The following is a 19,853-nucleotide window of genomic DNA, read 5'->3' on the forward strand; positions in this document are numbered from 1 at the left end:
TCGCTAAACGTGACAAGAAGTGAGTATTTTGGAAAGGAGCCATGCTAGGATAGCGGCGTTAATAAAATAGCCAGAGATGACTACTATGAGCAACATTACGCCGCAATCCAATACCCGCATCATCAGCGCCTTGCAAGCGATCGGCAACAGCGGCGACGATACGCTCAACGGTAGCGCCTCAGCCGACACGCTCGATGGCGGCGCTGGCAATGACATCCTGGACGGCAAGGCCGGCGCCGACAAAATGCTCGGCGGCGCCGGCGACGACACCTACTACGTCGACAACAGCGGCGACGTGGTAACGGAGCTGGCCGACCAAGGGACGGACACGGTCTACACCTCGCTGGCCAGCTACACGCTGGCCGCCAATGTCGAAAACGCGCAATACACCGGCAGCGCCGCGTTCACCGGCGTCGGCAATGCACTCAATAACAGCATCGCCGGCAGCGTCAGCGCCGCCAACAAGCTCGACGGCGGCGCCGGCGACGATACGCTGGTGGGCGGCTCAGCGGCCGACAGCCTGCTCGGCGGCACGGGCGACGACGGCTTCTTCGCTACCTTCGGCAAGGACACCCTCGACGGCGGCGCCGGCAGCGACACGCTGGTGTCGTTCACCGCCCGCTTGGCCGACTTCAGCGTATTCCGCGCCAACGCCACCGACACCGTGCTGACTTTCCGTGGTGACGGCGTTGGCGCCGGCACGGTGTACACCGTGCGCAACATCGAGAATTTCGTTTTCCTCGACGGCATGTTCACGCTGGAGCAAGTGCAGGCCAATAGCGCTAGTCCCGGCAATGACAGCCTCGAAGGCGAGGCTGGCAATGACACGCTGGATGGCGCGGCCGGCGCCGACACCTTGGTCGGCTGGCTGGGCGACGATACCTATGTGGTCGACAGCGCCGGCGACGTCATCATCGAGGACGCCGACGAGGGCGACGACACGGTGCAAGTGGCGTACGCAGCGGCCGCTACGTACACGCTGGCCGCCAACCTGGAGCACGCGGCCGTGAAATCCGCTGCGGCTATCAATCTGACCGGCAATGCAGCTGACAATCGCCTGACCGGCAATGCCGCCGTCAACATCTTGATCGGCGGCGCCGGCAACGACACGCTGGACGGCGGCGCCGGCGCAGATAAGCTGAGCGGTGGCATTGGCAACGATGTGTACATCGTTGACGTGGCAACCGACGCCATCACCGAGGGCGTGGGCGAGGGTACGGACAGCGTGCAAACCGCGCTGGCCACTTACACGCTGGGCGCCAATATCGAGAATCTGACCTACACCGGCGCGCTCGCTTTTAGCGGCATCGGCAATGCGCTCGACAATTACATCGTCGGCGGCGACAAGGGCAACAAGCTCGACGGTGGCGCCGGCAACGACACGCTGGTCGGCGGCGACGCCAGCGATAGCTTGACTGGCGGGCTGGGCAACGATGTTTTCGAAGTGGGCGAAGGTAAGGACACCATCGACGGCGGTGACGGCAACGATACGGTGCAAGGTTTCTATGCCTTCCAGGACTACATCATCAGCCGTCCAAGCACCACCGAGACGGTACTGGTCGACAGCTACACCGGCAACTCCACCACCGTGCGCAACGTTGAAACGCTGGTGTTTGACGGCGTCTCCATGTCGCTGGCACAAGTGCAGCAGAATATTGCCAGCCCTGGCAACGACAGCATCAGCGGCGGCGAGAACGATGACACGCTGAATGGCGGCGTTGGCGCGGACACGCTGGCTGGCGGCGCAGGCAATGATACCTACGTGATCGATAACGCTGGCGACGTGGTGCAGGAAGGCGACGATGCCGGCACCGATCTGGTTCAAGTCGGGCTGGCGACCGCCATCACCTACACGCTGGGCAACAACCTGGAAAACGCCACCGTCACCAGTACCGCCGCCGTCAACCTCACCGGCAACGCGCTGGCCAACCAGTTGACCGGCAATGCCGCAGCCAACATCCTGATCGGCGGCGCCGGCAACGACACGCTGGACGGCGCTGCGGGCGCAGACAAGCTAACCGGCGGCACCGGCAACGATACCTACGTGGTCGATAACACCGGTGACGTCATCACCGAGCTGGCAGGCGAGGGCACGGATACCGTGCGCACCACGCTGACAACGTACACGCTGGGCCTCAACCTGGAGAATCTGAAGTACATCGGCGCGGCGGCCTTTACCGGCACCGGTAACGCGGCCGACAACGACATTGTCGGCGGCAATAACGGCAACAAGATTGACGGCGGTATCGGCAACGACACCATTACCGGCGGCAACGGCGCGGACAGCCTGACCGGTGGCGTGGGCGATGACAGCCTGATCGTTTATCCGTTCGGCAAAGACACGGTCGACGGCGGCGATGGCAATGATGTGCTGAGAGGTTTGCAGACCTTCGATAGCTACACCATCACCCGCGTCAGCGCCACCGAGACCTTGCTGACGCACGACAGCGGCAGCAGCGTCCTGGTGCGCAACGTCGAGAGTTTCGAGTTCGACGACGTGGTCAAGAACCTGAGCGAAATCCGCAGCAACACCGCCAGCGGCGGCAACGACAGCTTGCTCGGAACATCGAGTAGCGACACACTGGACGGCGGCGTCGGCGCCGATACCATGATCGGTTACGACGGCAACGATACCTACGTGGTTGACAACGCGCTGGACGTCATCGTGGAGACCTCGGAAGGCGGTGACGCGGATGTGGTGAACGTGGCGCTTGCTGCTGCCGGTACCTACGTCATGGCGGCCAACGTCGAGCAAGCCAAGATTACCTCGGTGGCCACGCTGGCAGTCAACGTCACCGGCAATGCGCTGGACAACACCATCACCGGCAACGCCGCCGCCAATGCGTTGATCGGCGGCGCCGGTAACGACACGTTGATCGGTGCGGCCGGTGCTGACAAACTGAGCGGCGGTGTCGGCGACGATACCTACTACATCCAAGACGCGGGCGACCTGGTTACCGAGCTGGCGGGCGAAGGCAAAGACACAGCACTGGTGTCGATTAACAGCTACACGCTGGCCGCCAATGTGGAGAACTTGAGCAGCACTGGTAGCCTTGCCTTTACCGGTATCGGCAACACGCTGAACAACGTAATGGAAGGCGGCGACTACAACGCCAAGTTGGACGGCGGCGCCGGCAACGATACGCTGATCGGCGGCGACGGCAGCGACAGCCTGACCGGCGGCCTCGGCGACGACCGCTTCGAGTCTGGCGGCGTCGGCAAAGACACCGTGGACGGCGGCGACGGCATCGACACACTGGTGCTGGAAAGCGGCTTTGACGACTACACCATCACCCGCCCAACCGCTACCGACACCGTGCTGACCGACGGTAGCGGCAACAGCATCACCGTGCGCGGCGTGGAGAACTTTAGTTTTGGCGGCGACATCAAGACGCTGATGCAAGTGCAGGACAACATCGCCAGCATCGGCAACGACAGCCTGTTCGGCGAAGCCGGCAATGACACGCTGAACGGCGGTGCCGGCGCCGACACGCTGACCGGCCGCGAGGGCGACGATACCTACGTGGTGGATGTGGCCGGCGACACGATCATCGAAAACGCGGAAGAAGGCATCGACCTCGTACAAGTCGCTTTCACCGCAGCCGGCACTTATGTGCTGGGCGCGAACGTGGAAAACGCTACGGTGACCGCAGCGGCAGCCATCGCCGCCAGCATCACCGGCAATGCGCTGAACAATGAACTGACTGGCAACGCCGCCATCAACACCCTGACTGGCGGCGCTGGCGACGATACGCTGGACGGTGGTGCCGGCGCGGACAAACTGATTGGCGGCACCGGTAATGACATCTACTACGCCGACAACAGCGCCGACTTGGTAACCGAAGCCGCGGGCGAAGGCTACGACATGGTGCGCACCACCGCCGCCAGCTACGTGCTGACCGCCAACGTGGAAGCGCTGAGCTACTCCGGCACGGCCGCCTTTACCGGCACCGGCAACGCCAGCAACAACACCATTGCGGGCGGCGAATTCAACGCCAAGCTCGACGGTGGCGCCGGCAACGACACGCTGCTGGGCGGCGCCGGCAACGACAGCCTGATGGGTGGCCTCGGCGACGACTACATTATCAGCACGGGTGGCAAAGACACCATCGATGGCGGCGACGGCAATGACGAACTGCATGGCCTGGATACCTTTGAGAGCTACACCATCACCCGTCCGACCGCGGCCGACACCGTGCTGACCGGCACTGACGGCAAGGTCGTCACCGTGCGCAACGTTGAGAAATTTGAATTTAGCGGCGTTACCATGACGCTGGCGCAGGTGCAGGACAACATCGTCAGCCCCGGCAACGATAGTCTGCATGGCGGCGAGGGCAGCGAGAACGACACCCTCGACGGCGGCGTCGGCGCCGATACGCTGAGCGGTGGCAAGGGCAATGACACCTACGTGGTCGACAACGTGGGCGACGTGGTCATCGAAGCAAACAACGCCGGCACGGATCTGGTGCAGGTGGCGTTTGCAGCAGCCGGCACTTACGTGCTGGGCGATAACGTTGAAAACGGCACGGTCACCGCAGCGGCAGCGATTGCCGCCAACATCACCGGCAACGCGCTGGACAACAAACTGACCGGCAACGCCGCCGCCAACACCTTGCTCGGCGGTGCAGGCAACGACACGCTGGACGGCGGCGCCGGTGCCGACAAGCTGACCGGCGGCACCGGCGATGACACTTACATTGTTGACCTGGCCGGCGACACCATCACCGAGCTGGCTGGCGAAGGCAACGACACGGTACAAACCACGCTGGCCACCTACCTCTTGGCTGCCAATGTGGAAGCGCTGGTCTACACCGGTTCGGCGCTGTTCACCGGCACCGGCAACCTGCTGGACAACACCATCACCGCCGGCAGCGGCGGCAGCAAGATCGATGGCGGCGCCGGCAACGACAAGCTGATCGGCGGCGCTGGCGCGGACAGCCTGATCGGCGGCCTCGGCAACGACACCTTGGTCAGCGCGGCAGGCAAGGACACCATCGACGGCGGCGACGGCACCGACGTGCTGCAAGGCCTGGGCGCCTATGCCAACTACACCATCACACGCCCAACGGCGCTCGATACGGTGCTGACCGACAAGAGCGGCAACGTCATCACTGTGCGCGGCGTGGAGAGCTTTGTGTTCGACGGCGTCACCAAGACGCTGGAGCAAGTGCAAGACAACATCAGCAGCCCCGGCAACGACAGCCTGCACGGTGGTAGCGGCAATGACACCATCAATGGCGGCCTCGGCAACGACACCATGGCCGGCGGCAAGGGCGATGACACCTACGTGGCCGAGAGCGTTGGCGACGTGGCGGTTGAAGCCAGCAACGAGGGTACGGACCTGGTGCAAGTCGCACTGACAGCGGCGGGCACCTACGTGCTGGGCGATAACCTTGAAAACGGCACCGTCACCGCTGCTGCAACGATAGCCGCCAACATTACCGGAAATGCACTAGACAACAAACTGATCGGCAATGCGGCCGCCAACACCTTGCTCGGCGGCGCAGGCAATGACACGCTGGACGGCGGTGCTGGCGCAGACAAGCTGACCGGCGGGGTAGGCGACGACACCTACATCGTTGACGTGGCTGGCGATACTGTTACCGAGCTGGCCGGCGAAGGCAACGACACTGTGCAGACTTCGCTGACCACTTACCTCTTGGCCGCCAATGTGGAAGCACTGGTCTACACCGGCTCGGCGCTGTTCACCGGTACCGGCAACGCGCTGGACAACACCATCACGGTCGGCAGCGGCGGCAGCAAGATCGATGGCGGCGCCGGCAACGACAAGCTGACCGGCGGCGCTGGTGCAGACAGCCTGATCGGCGGCTTGGGCCATGACACCTTGGTCAGCGCGGTAGGCAAGGACACCATCGACGGCGGCGACGGCATCGACGTGCTGCAAGGCCTGGGCGCCCTCGCCAACTACACCATCACGCGTCCAACGGCGGCCGACACCGTGCTGACCGACAAGAGCGGCAACGTCATCACCGTGCGCGGCGTGGAGAGCTTTGTGTTCAACGGCGTCACCAAGACGCTGGCCGAAGTGCAAGACAACATCAGCAGCCCGGGCAACGACAACCTGCACGGCGAAGATGGCGATGACCTGCTCAACGGCGGTCTCGGCAACGACACCATGGCCGGCGGCAAGGGCGACGATATTTACGTGGCCGAAAGCGTGGGCGACGTGGTGGTTGAAGCCAGCAACGAGGGCACGGACCTGGTGCAAGTTGCGCTGACGGCGGCGGGCACCTACGTGCTCGGTGATAACGTTGAAAACGGCACCGTCACCGCTGCTGCAACGATAGCCGCCAACATCACCGGTAATGCGCTCGACAACAAGCTGGTCGGCAACGCCGCCGCCAATGTTTTGATCGGCGGCGCCGGCAACGACACGCTGGACGGCGGCCTCGGCGTCGACAAGATGAGCGGCGGCACCGGCAACGACCTGTACTACGTGCGCGACGGCGGCGACGCGGTGGTTGAACTGGCGGGCGAAGGCAAGGACGTGGTGCAGACCACGGTGGCCGCGTACACGCTGACCGCCAACGTGGAAGAGTTGCGCTACACCGGCTCGGCCATCTTCACCGGCACCGGCAACGAGTTGGACAACACGCTTTACGGCGGCACCGGCAACAACAAGCTCGACGGCGGTGCCGGCAATGACACGCTGTACGGCGGCATCCTCAACGATGCCCTGATCGGCGGCGCCGGCGATGATGAATTCCATGCCGGTACCGGCACCGATGATGTGGACGGCGGCGCCGGCTACAACACCATCGTGCTGGACAAGGCTTACAGCAAGTACACGGTGTCGCGCCCGACCGCCAACGATACCGTGCTGACCGATGACGTCGGCAACCGTGTCACCGTGCGCAATGTGCAGAAGTTTATCTTCGCGGACGATGAGCGCGGACTCGAGGAACTGCAGTACAACATCGCCAGCCCCGGCAACGACTCGCTGACCGGCGACTCGGGCAATGACACCCTGGATGGCGCGGCTGGCGCCGATACGCTGGTGGGCAAGGGCGGCGACGATGTCTACTACATCGACAACGCCGGCGACGTGGTGGTCGAGGGCGAGGAGGGCGGCGACGATACGCTGCTGATCACCGCGCCGGGCAACTACGTGATGGCGGCCAACGTGGAGACTGCCATCGGCAATTCCACGCCAAGCGGCGTGGTCAACATCACCGGCAATGCGCTCAACAACAATATTCAGGGCAATAGCGCGGCCAACTTGCTGATCGGCGGCGCCGGCAATGACTCGCTGGTTGGCTACGCCGGCAACGATACCTTCAAGGGCGGCGCTGGCGACGATTTCTACTACGTCACCGACGGCGGCGATGTGGTGGTGGAGGATGCCAACGAGGGCTACGACTCCATCTCCACCACGCTGACCACTTACCTCATGACTGCCAACACCGAGCGGCTGCAAGCCAGCGGCACGGGAGTATTCACCGGCACTGGCAACGCTGGCGACAACTACATGCTGCTGGGATCGGGCGGCGGCAAGCTGGACGGCGCGGCAGGCAACGACACGCTGTATGGCAGCAGCACTGCTGACACGCTGCTCGGCGGCCTTGGCGACGATGAAATCCGAGGCAACGGCGGCAAGGACTCGGTGGACGGCGGCGACGGCAACGACGTGCTGGTCATGGCCGGCAGCTTGAGCGACTACGCCATCACCCGCGCCAATGCGACCGACTGGACCTTCACCGGCACCGGCGCGTTCGCCAGCATCGTGCTGAGCATGCGCAATGTGGAAGTGCTGAAGTTTGGCGACACCGAGGTTGCACTCGCCTCCCTGCAGCTCCTGTACGGCGCGCCAACCAATGACGTGGTCAACGGCACCGAGCTGAACGACACCATCAACGGCGGCCTCGGTAACGACACCATGAATGGCGGCGTGGGCGACGACACTTACATCCTTTCCGCCGCCACCGACGTGGTGGTGGAGCAGGCTGGCGCCGGTAATGACACGGCGCTGCTGGAGTTCACGGCGGCAGCCACCTACGTGATGGCGGCCAACCTGGAAAACGCCAAGGTCACGGCGGCCAATACGGTAGCGGTGAGCATCACCGGCAACGACCTCGACAACACACTGACCGGCAACGGCGCGGCCAATACTCTGCGCGGTGGGCTGGGCAACGATACGCTGGATGGCAACCTCGGCAACGACACCCTGATCGGTGGCGCGGGCGACGACCACTATACCGTCAGCAACGCCGGCGTGACCGTGACCGAGCTGGCCAACGAGGGCACGGACACGGTGCACACGACGCTGGCGGCCTACACGTTGGGCGCCAATATCGAGAAGCTGATTTACGAGGGAGAAGGCGCCTTCGCTGGCACAGGTAATGCCTTGAATAACGAGCTGCGTTACGAGGGCAGCGCCAATGTCGTTTTCGACGGCGGTGCCGGCAACGATACGCTGGTGGGCGGCTCCGGTAACGACCGCCTGGCGGGTGGCGCGGGCGATGACCGCATCAATATCGCCCTCGGCGGTGTCGATACGGTGGACGGCGGCGACGGCGCGGATGTGCTGGAGCTCGGCGGCGCCCTAGCCGGATACACCGTGGTGCTCCTCAACGCCACCGATGTGCTGCTGACGGCTGCCTACGGCGAAAGCGAAACGTCGGTCGTGGTGCGCAAGGTCGAAACCTTCAAGTTCGGCAATAGCGCGCCGCTGGATCTGGCCACGCTGACGGCCAACGCTTTCGGCCCGGGGGGCGACAGCGTGGAGGGTACGTCGGGCAACGACCTGCTCGACGGCGGTCCCGGCGCCGACACCCTCGCCGGTGGCGCCGGCTACGACATTTACTTTGTCGATAACGTGGACGATGTGGTGGTGGAGCTGGACAACCAGGGCTACGACACCATCCGCGTGAACCTGGCAGCAGGCAGCACTTATACCGTGCCGGCGCATATCGAAGACGCGAGACTGTCCGGCCACAACGCCGTCAACCTGCTGGTCGGCGCCGATAACACCGGCTGCACCCTGACCGGCAATGATGCTGCCAACCTGTTGACTGGTGGCAGCGCCGGCGATTACCTGCGGGGCGGCGGCGGCGCCGATACGCTGGACGGTGCGGGCGGCTTCGATATCGTGGGCGGGCTGGATAACGTTGGCGATTACACGATCGTGCAGGGCGAAGATGGTGCGTTCTTGCTGACCAGTGTGTTCAGTGGTGCGACCATTACGGCCCGCAATATCGAGAGCTTCCAGTTTAGCGATGCGACCTACCTGGCGGCAGACTTGGCAACAATGATTGGCGTGCAACTAAGCTGAATTTGGGGGCGCGCGGTGGTTGCGTAACTGCCGCGTTTGTAACGGCTTTTTAGCGAATTGTATCTAAATGTGACAGGAAGTGAATTTTTAGGATTGGCGCCATGATAGGATAATCCGTTATCAAAATTGCCAGAGGTGCCGATCATGAGCAACACTGTTGTTTCGACAAAAGCCCGCATCGTCAGCGCCCTGCAAGCCATCGGCAACGATGGCGATGACACGCTCAACGGCAGCACCACGGCCGATACGCTCGATGGCGGCCTCGGCAACGACACGCTGGATGGCAAGGCCGGCGCTGACAAAATGACCGGCGGCCTCGGCAACGACGTCTACTACGTCGACAACACCGGCGACCAGGTGATCGAGCTCGCCGACCAAGGCTCGGATACGGTCAACACCACGCTGGCCACCTACACGCTGGGCGCCAACGTCGAGAACCTGAAATACACCGGCACGGTGGCCTTCACCGGCACCGGCAACGCGCTCAACAACAAAATCACCGGCGGCAACGGCGGCGCCAACAAGCTCGACGGCGGCGCCGGCGACGACTTGCTGCAAGGCGGCTGGGGCGACGACAGCCTGCAAGGCGGGCTGGGCGATGACGGCTTCATTGTCACCGTCGGCAAGGACACCATCGACGGCGGCGCCGGCAACGACGGCGCGCTGATTCTCGGCCTGACCCGGGCCGCATTCAGCGTGCACCGCCCGAACGCGACCGACATCGTGCTGACCTACGTCGGCGGTGACACGGAAATCCCGCCCATCGTGACGACCTACCGCAACGTTGAGAGCATCACCTTTTCCGATGGCACCTACACGCTGGCCGAGTTGCAAGCCAAGAGCTCGACCACCGGCAACGACAGCCTGACCGGCAGCGACGGCAACGACATCCTGAACGGCTACGCCGGCGTCGACACCCTGGCCGGCGGCCTTGGCGACGACAGCTACGTGGTCGACGTGCCGACCGACGTGGTTACCGAGGCGGCCGATGAAGGCACGGATACAGTGCAGGTGGCGCTGGCGGCGGCCGGCACTTACACGCTGGGCGCCAACGTCGAAAACGGCACGGTCACGGCGGCCGCCGCGATTGCGGCCAACATCACCGGCAATGCGCTGGCCAACAAGCTGGTCGGCAACGCCGCCGCCAACACCCTGCTCGGCGGCGCAGGCAACGACACGCTGGACGGCGGCGCCGGCGCCGACAAGCTCAGCGGCGGCACCGGCGACGATACCTACATCGTGGACAACGCCACGGACGTGGTGACCGAGGCGGCGGGCGAGGGCACGGACACGGTGCTGACCGCGCTGGCCACCTACACGCTGGGCGCCAATCTCGAAGGCCTGACCTTTACCGGCACGGCCGCCGTGACCGGCACCGGCAATGCGCTGAACAACACCATCAAGGCCGGCAGCGGCGGCTCCAAGATCGACGGCGGCGCGGGCAATGACAGCCTGTACGGCGGTGCGGGGGCCGACAGCCTGGCCGGCGGCTTGGACAACGACACCGTCTACATCAGCGCCGGCAAGGACACGATCGACGGCGGCGCCGGCACCGATACCGTGACCGGCTTTAGCGCGTTCGAAAATTACACCGTCAGCCGCCCCAACGCGGCCGACACCGTGCTGACCGACAAGAGCGGCAACGTGACCACCGTGCGCAGCGTGGAAGCGCTGGTGTTCGACGGCGTTGAGCTGTCGCTGGAACAAGTGCAGGACAACGTCGCCAGTATCAGCAACGATAGCCTGATCGGCACGGATCTCAACGACACCATGAACGGCGGCCTCGGCGCCGACACCATGGCCGGCGGCCTCGGCAACGATACCTATGTGATCGACAATCTGCTGGACGTGGTGGTGGAGCAGGAAGGTTCAGGCACCGACTTGCTGCAAGTCGGGCTGACCGCAGCGGGCACTTACACGCTGGCCGCCAACGTGGAAAACGCCACCGTCACGGCGGCCGCCGCGATCGCCGTCAACCTGACCGGCAATGCGCTTGATAACAAGCTGGCCGGCAACGCCGCCGCCAACACGCTGCTGGGCGGCGCCGGCAACGACACGCTGGACGGCGGCGCCGGTGCGGACAAGCTGACCGGCGGCATGGGCAACGACACCTACATCGTGGACGTCGCCGGCGACGTGGTCACCGAGGCCGTAGGCGAGGGCACGGACAGCGTGGAAACCAGCGTCGCTACCTATGTGCTGGGCGCCAACGTCGAGAACCTGACCTACACCGGCGCGGCCGCTTTCACCGGCACCGGCAACACCGGCAATAACTACATCATCGGCGGCAACGGCGGCAACAAGATCGACGGCGGCGCCGGCAACGACACCGTCCTCGGCGGCAGCGGCGCCGACAGCCTGGCCGGCGGCGCCGGCGATGACTTTATCGGCGTCCAGCCGGGCGGTAAGGACACTATCGACGGCGGCGACGGCAACGACGTGCTGCAGCTGGCGGAGTCCTTCCTGTACGTCGCCACCCGCGTCAGCGCCACCGATACCTTGCTGACCCACATCGACGGCAAGAGCAGCATCCTGGTGCGCAACGTGGAGAGTTTTGCGTTTGACGACGGCACCAAGACCTTGGCCGAGGTGCGCGACAACACCGCCAGCGGCGGCAACGACAGCATCAGCGGCAGCGACAACGGCGACATGCTTGACGGCGGCGTCGGCGCCGATACGCTTTCCGGCGGCAAGGGCGACGATAGCTACATTCTGGACAATCCGCTGGACGTGGTGATCGAGGATGTAGACCAAGGCTACGACACGGCCATTATCAAGGGCGCAGGCACTTTCGTCATGGCGGCCAACCTGGAGCAGGCCGACGCCCGCGACAGCGGCTCGCTGGCCATCAACATCAGCGGCAATGCACTCGATAACACCATCTACGGCAACGCCGGCGCCAACACCATCATTGGCGGCGCTGGTGGCGATACGCTGATCGGCGGGGCCGGTGCCGACAAGCTCAGCGGGGGCGCCGGCGACGACTTCCTGTACGTACAAGACGCCGGCGACGTGCTCACCGAGGCGGTGGGCGAAGGCACGGACACGGCGATCTTGATGACCGCCACCTATACGCTGGCGGCCAACGTAGAAAATCTGCTGTACGCCGGCACGGTAGCCTTCACTGCTACCGGCAACGCCTTGAACAACAAGATGACTGCGGTGGACTTCGCCGGCAAGATGGATGGCGCGGCCGGCAATGACACGCTGATCGGCGGTAACGGCAACGACAGCCTGATCGGCGGCCTCGGCGACGACAGCTTCGAAACCCACAAGGGCAAGGACACCATCGAAGGCGGTGACGGTACTGACACGCTGACCGTGGACGGTACGTTCGCCGCCTACACCATCACCCGCCCAACCGCCACCGACACCGTGCTGACCGACGGCGCGGGCAATAGCTACACTGTGCGCGGCGTGGAGAACGTCGTCTTCAGCGACACCAGCAAGACGCTGTCGGAAGTACAGAACAATGTCGCCAGCATCGGCAACGACGTCATCAAAGGCGGTTCCAGCGCGGACACCTTGAACGGTGGAACCGGCGTGGACACCATGATAGGCGGCGATGGCAACGACACCTACGTGGTCGATGTCGCGGGCGACGTCATCACCGAGAACCCCGACGAAGGCACGGACCTTGCCCAAGTGGCCTTCACTGCGGCTGGCACCTATGTGCTGGGCGCGAACGTGGAGAACGGCACCGTCACGGCTGCCGCCGCCATTGCCGCCAACATCACCGGTAACGCGCTGGCGAACAAGCTGGTCGGCAATGCCGCCGCCAACACCTTGATTGGCGGCGCGGGCAATGACACGCTGGACGGTGGCGCAGGCGCAGATAAACTGACCGGCGGCACCGGCGACGATACCTACGTGGTCGACATCGCCACCGACGCGATCACCGAGGCGGCAGGCGAGGGCACGGACACGGTGCAAACCGCGCTGGCCACCTACCTGCTGGCGGCCAATGTGGAAGTGCTGGCCTACACCGGCAGCGCGGCGTTCACCGGCACCGGTAACGCGCTGGACAACACCATCACCGGCGGCAATGGCGGCAACAAGATCGATGGCGGCGCCGGCGCAGACAAGCTAACCGGCGGCACCGGCGCCGACAGCCTGATCGGCGGCCTCGGCAACGACACTTTAACGGCTGGCGGCGGCAAGGACACCATTGACGGCGGCGACGGCACCGACGTGCTGCAAGGATTGAGCACCTTCGACAGCTACACCATCACGCGCCCAACGGTGACCGATACCGTGCTGACCGACAAGAGCGGCAATATCATCACCGTGCGCGGCGTGGAGAGTTTTGTATTCGACGGTGTCACCAAAACGCTGGCCGAGGTGCAGGACAATGTCACCAGCCCCGGCAACGACAACCTGCACGGCGATACCGGCCCCGATACCCTGAACGGCGGCCTCGGTAGCGATACGCTGGCCGGCGGTGAAGGTGACGACACCTACGTGGTCGACGTTGCCGGCGACGTGATCACCGAGCTGGCCGATCAGGGAACCGACCTCGCGCAAGTAGCCTTCACTGCCGCCGGCACCTACGTGCTGGGCGATAACGTGGAAAACGGCACCGTCACCGCAGCGGCGATGATAGCCGCCAACATCACCGGCAATGCGCTGAGCAACAAGCTGGTCGGCAACGCCGCCGCGAACACGCTGATCGGCGGCGCCGGCGACGACACGCTGGATGGCGGCGCCGGCGCCGACAAACTCACCGGCGGCGCCGGCGACGACACCTACGTGGTCGACATCGCCACCGACGCGGTGACCGAGGCCATGGGCGAAGGCCTGGATACGGTACAGACCGCGCTGGCTACCTACGTGCTGGCCGCCAATGTGGAAGTGCTGAACTATACCGGCAGCGCTGCCTTCACCGGCACCGGCAATGCCGGCGACAACGTCATCACCGGCGGCAACGGCGGCAATAAGCTCGACGGCGGCGCCGGCAACGACTACCTGGCTGGCGGCAGCGGCGCGGACAGCCTGATCGGCGGCCTCGGCAACGACAGCTTCGCCGGTGGCGGCGGCAAGGACACCATCGACGGCGGCGACGGCGCCGACACGCTGGGCGGCCTCGACGCTTTCGAGAGCTATACCATTACCCGCCCGACTGCTACCGACACCGTGCTGACCGGCGCGGGCGGTGTAGTGATCACCGTGCGCGGCGTCGAGAGTTTTGATTTCGACGGTCAGATGTTCACGCTGGCGGAGTTGCAAGACAACATCGCCAGCCCCGGCAACGACAACCTGCACGGCGAGGAGGGCGACGTCAACGACACCATCAACGGCGGCCTCGGCAACGACACCATGGCTGGCGGGCTCGGCAACGATACCTACGTGGCCGAAAGTGTCGGCGATGTGGTGGTTGAGCTGGAGGACGAAGGCATCGACCTGGTACAGGTTGCGCTGACGGCGGCCGGCACCTACGTGCTGGGTGCGAACGTTGAGAACGGCACGGTCACGGCGGCGGCCGCGATCGCCGCCAACATCACCGGCAACGCACTCGATAACAAGCTGACCGGCAATGCCGCCGCCAACACGCTGACCGGTGGCGCGGGCAACGACACGCTGGATGGCGGCGCCGGCGCGGACAAGCTCATTGGCGGTACCGGCAACGACACCTATTACATCGACGTGGCCGGCGACACCATCACCGAAGCCGCCGGCGAAGGCACGGATGTGGTGGTGACCACGGCCGCCACTTACACCCTGGCGGCCAACGTGGAAGGGTTGAACTTCATCGGCTCGGGGGCGTTCACCGGCATCGGTAACGCCCTCGACAACAGCCTCGACGGCGGCAACGGTGGCAGCAAGCTCGACGGCGCCGCCGGCAACGATTCGCTGCACGGCGGCGGCGGCACGGACAGCTTGACCGGTGGCGTAGGCGATGACATCGCCTACGGCTTTAAAGGCAAGGATACCTTCGACGGCGGCGACGGCACGGACGTGCTGGACGGGCTGGATAGCTTCGACCAGTACACCGTCACGCGCCCAACCGCTACCGACACCGTGCTGACCGACAAGAGCGGCAACTCGATCACCGTGCGCAACGTTGAGAACTTCAACTTTGACGGCGACCTCCTGTCGCTGGCCGAGGTGCAAGACAATATCGCCAGCCCCGGCAACGACAACCTGCATGGCAGTGACGACGGCGACACCCTCAACGGCGGACTTGGCGCCGACACCATGGCCGGCCGGCTCGGCGACGATACCTACGTGGCCGAGAACATCGGCGACGTGGCGGTCGAGCTCGAGAATGAAGGCCATGACGTGGTGCAAGTGGCGCTGACCGCCGCCGGCACCTACGTGCTGGGCGCGAATGTTGAGGACGGCGTGGTGACTGCCGCCGCCTCCATCGCCGCCAACATCACGGGCAACGCGCTCGACAACAAGCTGGTCGGCAACGCGGCCGTCAATACCCTGATCGGCGGTGCCGGCAACGACACGCTGGACGGCGGCGCCGGCGCGGACAAGCTCAGCGGCGGCCTTGGCGACGACACCTACATCGTCGACATCGCCACCGACACCATCACCGAGGCGGCGGACGAGGGCTATGACACGCTCAAGACCGGCCTGGCCACGCACACGCTGGGCGCCAACGTGGAAGAACTGCTGTACACCGGCAGCGCCGCATTCACCGGCATCGGCAATGCGCTGGACAACTTCATCGACGGCGGCAACGGCGGCAGCAAGCTCGATGGCGGCGCCGGCAGCGACACGCTGCAAGGCGGCACCGGCGCCGACAGCCTGGTAGGCGGCCTCGGCGACGATACCTTGGTCAACAGCGCCGGCAAGGACACCATTGACGGCGGCGCCGGCGACGATATCCTGGCGGCGCTCGATATCCGCGACAACTACACCGTCACCCGCCCGAACGCCACCGACGTGGTGCTGACCCACACCAGCGGCCAGGTTCTCACCGTGCGCAATGTCGAGGAATTCGGCTTCGATGACGGTCCGCTGTCGTTTGCCGAGGTGGTCGATAACATCGCCAGCACCGGCAACGATGTCTTGCACGGCGGCGATGGCGACGCGAACGACACCATCAACGGCGGCCTGGGCAACGACACCATGGACGGTGGCCTCGGCGACGACGTCTACGTGGTCGACAACCCCAACGACGTCATCATCGAGCTGCCGGATCAGGGCGACGACACGGTGCAAGTGGCGTTCACCGCTGCCGGCACTTTTGTGATGGCGGACAACCTGGACAACGCCGTCATCACGGCCGCCGCCACAGTGGCGGCCAACGTCACCGGCAATGAGCTCGACAACGCGATCACCGGCAACGCCGCCGCCAACACCCTGCTTGGCGGCGCGGGCAACGACAGCCTGAACGGCGGCGCCGGCGCCGACAAAATGAACGGCGGCGCCGGCGACGACCTCTACCTGGTCGACAATGCCGGCGACGCGGTCAACGAGCTGGAAGAGGACGGCATCGACAAGGTCGAGACCACGCTGGCCACTTATACGATGACGGCCAACGTGGAGCAGCTGACCTTCATAGGCTCGGCTGCCGTCACCGGCACCGGCAACGCGCTGGACAACGAAATCCACGGCGGCACCGGCGCCAACAAGCTTGACGGCGGGGCCGGCAACGACACGCTATACGGCGCCGACGGTGCGGACAGCCTGACCGGCGGGGCCGGCGATGACACCTTCTACGTTGCCGCCGGCAAGGACACGGTGGATGGCGGCGCGGGCCTCAACATCGTGGTGGTGGTCGGCGCGCTCGAGGACTACCAGGTCACGCGGCCAAACGCCACCGATACTGTCATCACCAACGGCAGCAATGTGGTCACCCTGCGCAGCGTCAGCGAGGTGCACTTTGATGGCGGCGACATCCAGACCATCGAGGAACTCCAGTACAACATCCGCAGCGACGGCAACGATCACCTGTTTGGCGACGACGGCAACAACACCATCGACGGCGGCCTCGGCGCCGACACCATGACCGGCAACGGCGGCGACGACACCTACGTGCTGGACAACGTGGGCGACGTGGTCATGGAGATCCCCGGCAATGGCCACGACCTGGTGCAGGTCACCAAGTCCGGTGCCTACGTGCTGGCCGATTTCGTCGAGGACGGCATCATCACCAGCACCGCCACCGCGCCGGTCAGCCTGACCGGCAACATGGAGGACAATCTGCTGACCGGCAACGCGCTGGCCAACACGCTGGCGGGCGGCGAGGGCAACGACACGCTGGTCGGCGGCGCCGGCAATGACACCCTGCGCGGCGGCATGGGCGACGATGTCTACAACGTGGATGTGTCTGCCGACAGCGTGGTTGAGCTGGAGGACGAGGGCATCGACACGGTCACCACCACGGCGGGCATTTACACGCTGGCCGCCAACGTCGAGAACCTGCACTTCATAGCCAGCACTGGCGCTTTCACCGGCACCGGCAATGCGCTCGATAACGCGATCACGGCCGCCAATGGCGGCAGCAAGCTCGATGGTGGCCTCGGCAACGACACGCTGACCGGCGGCAACGGCGCCGACAGCCTGATCGGCGGCGCGGGCGATGACTACCTGTCTGCCGGCGCGGGCAAGGATACGGTCGACGGCGGCGCCGGTGAAATGGATACCGTCGCCTTGAGCGGCGAGTTCTTCGATTACAGCATCGTGCGCGCCACGGCCACCGACTGGGTGTTTACCGATGCGGCGGGCGTCGTCACCACGGTGCGCAACGTCGAGCAGTTCGAGTTTGCCGGCATGCCGGTGTCGCTGGAAGAATTGCAGGAGTCGGTGGGTGGCAGCGGCGCGGACGAGCTATTCGGCACGCCGGGCGACGACAAGCTCGACGGCGGCCTCGGCAACGACACCATGACCGGCGACATGGGCGACGATACCTACGTCCTGTCCGCCATCGGCGACGTGGTGCACGAAGACCCGGGCGGCGGCGAGGATACCGTGTTGCTCAATTTCACCGCCGCCGCCGTCTACGTGATGGCGGACGAAGTGGAGAAAGCGGTGGTGACAGCAGCGAATACAGTCGCAGTCAGCGTCACCGGCAATGACAGCGACAACGAGATCATGGGCAACGGCGCCGCCAACACCCTGCGCGGCGGCGGCGGCAACGATAGCCTGTTCGGCACCGGCGGCAACGACACCATGTTCGGCGGCGATGGCGACGATTCCTACCAGGTCAGCGAGGCCGGCGACGTGGTCACCGAGCTGGCTGACGAAGGCATGATGGACCGGGTCTACGTGCAGGGCGTGCTGACCAGCTACACGCTGGGCGCCAATGTCGAGGAATTGTCCTTCGATGGTACGGTAGCCTTCACCGGCACCGGCAATGCGCTGAACAACTACCTGGGCACCGAGGGCGGAGTCAACGTCAAGTTCGACGGCGCAGCGGGCGATGACTTGCTGGTTGGCGGCTACGGCGACGATAGCCTGATTGGCGGCCTTGGCGACGATATGCTGGACGTCAGCCTGGGCGGCGTCGATACGGTGGACGGCGGCAGCGGCGAGGACGAACTCAGGCTGGGTCACGATTTCGGCCTGTACACCGTGGTACGCCTGAACAGCACCGACGTGATGCTGACGCTGGCCGTGTTCGAAGAAGAAACCAGCGTGGTGGTGCGCAATGTCGAGAGTTTCATGTTCTTCGACGGCACCACCAAGACGCTGGAAGAACTGACGACCGATATCCCCGGCGCCGGCGCCGACACTTTGACCGGCACGCCCGGCCCGGACTTCCTCAACGGCGGCCCTGGCGCCGACTCCATGACCGGCGGCGACGGCGACGATATCTACTTCGTCGACAATGCCGGCGACGTGGTGGTGGAGGCGGTGGAGGAGGGCGAGGACAAGGTCTACGTCACCTTGGCCAGCGGCACCTATACCGCGCCGGCCAACGTCGAGTATGTGCAGTTGCTGGGCCACGGCGCTGCCAGCCTGGTTGGCTCGGCGTTCGATGACAAGCTGGTCGGCAACGACGCGGCCAACAAGCTGACCGGCGGCGCCGGCAACGACACGCTGGACGGCGGCGGCGGGCTTGATACCTTGCTCGGCGGCGCCGGCAATGATCTCTACGAGATCAAGTCAGCCTTGGCCGTGGTCACCGAGGCGGTGGGCGAAGGGCATGACGTGATCGCCATCATGGACCTGGCCAGCTACACCCTGCCGACCAACGTCGAGGTGCTGGATTACACCGGCAACGGCGCCTTCAGCGGCACTGGCAACGCGCAGAATAACAATCTGGCGGCGATGTTTGCGAGCAGCAGTGTGCTCAACGGCGGCGCCGGCAACGACACCTTGCAGGGCGGCGACGGCGACGATTCGATACTGGGCGGCCTGGGCGACGACGAGCTGTGGGCCGGGGTGATGGGCACCGACGTGCTGGACGGCGGCGCCGGCACCGACTTGGCCATGCTGGGCATGCTCGGCGACTACGACATCAAGCAGGTCGGCACCGACCTGCAGTTCAAGCGCTTCATGGACGACTCGGTGATCACCGTGCGCAACGTCGAGAACTTTGATCTGGACGGCGAACTGTTCACGCTGGCGGAACTGATCGCGGTGATCACTCCGCCGATGTGAG

The 19,853-nt window shown here is 64.9% G+C and carries 2 protein-coding genes; both read left to right on the forward strand.

Translation table 11 applies throughout. The annotated features are described in order from the left end of the window. Positions 1-85 precede the first annotated feature (85 nt). The gene (locus tag GTP45_RS29220; RefSeq protein ID WP_308494623.1) at positions 86-9,292 is read left to right on the forward strand and encodes a calcium-binding protein; all 9,207 of its coding nucleotides are present in this window, start codon (positions 86-88) and stop codon (positions 9,290-9,292) included. 144 nt (positions 9,293-9,436) lie between these two features. Continuing rightward, entirely contained in the window at positions 9,437-19,852 is a 10,416-nt protein-coding gene (locus GTP45_RS29225; protein ID WP_217363390.1) for a calcium-binding protein, read from the forward strand. The last annotated feature ends 1 nt before the right edge of the window (position 19,853 follow it).

The organism is Duganella rivi, assembly GCF_009857435.1.
Lineage (GTDB): Bacteria > Pseudomonadota > Gammaproteobacteria > Burkholderiales > Burkholderiaceae_D > Rugamonas > Rugamonas rivi.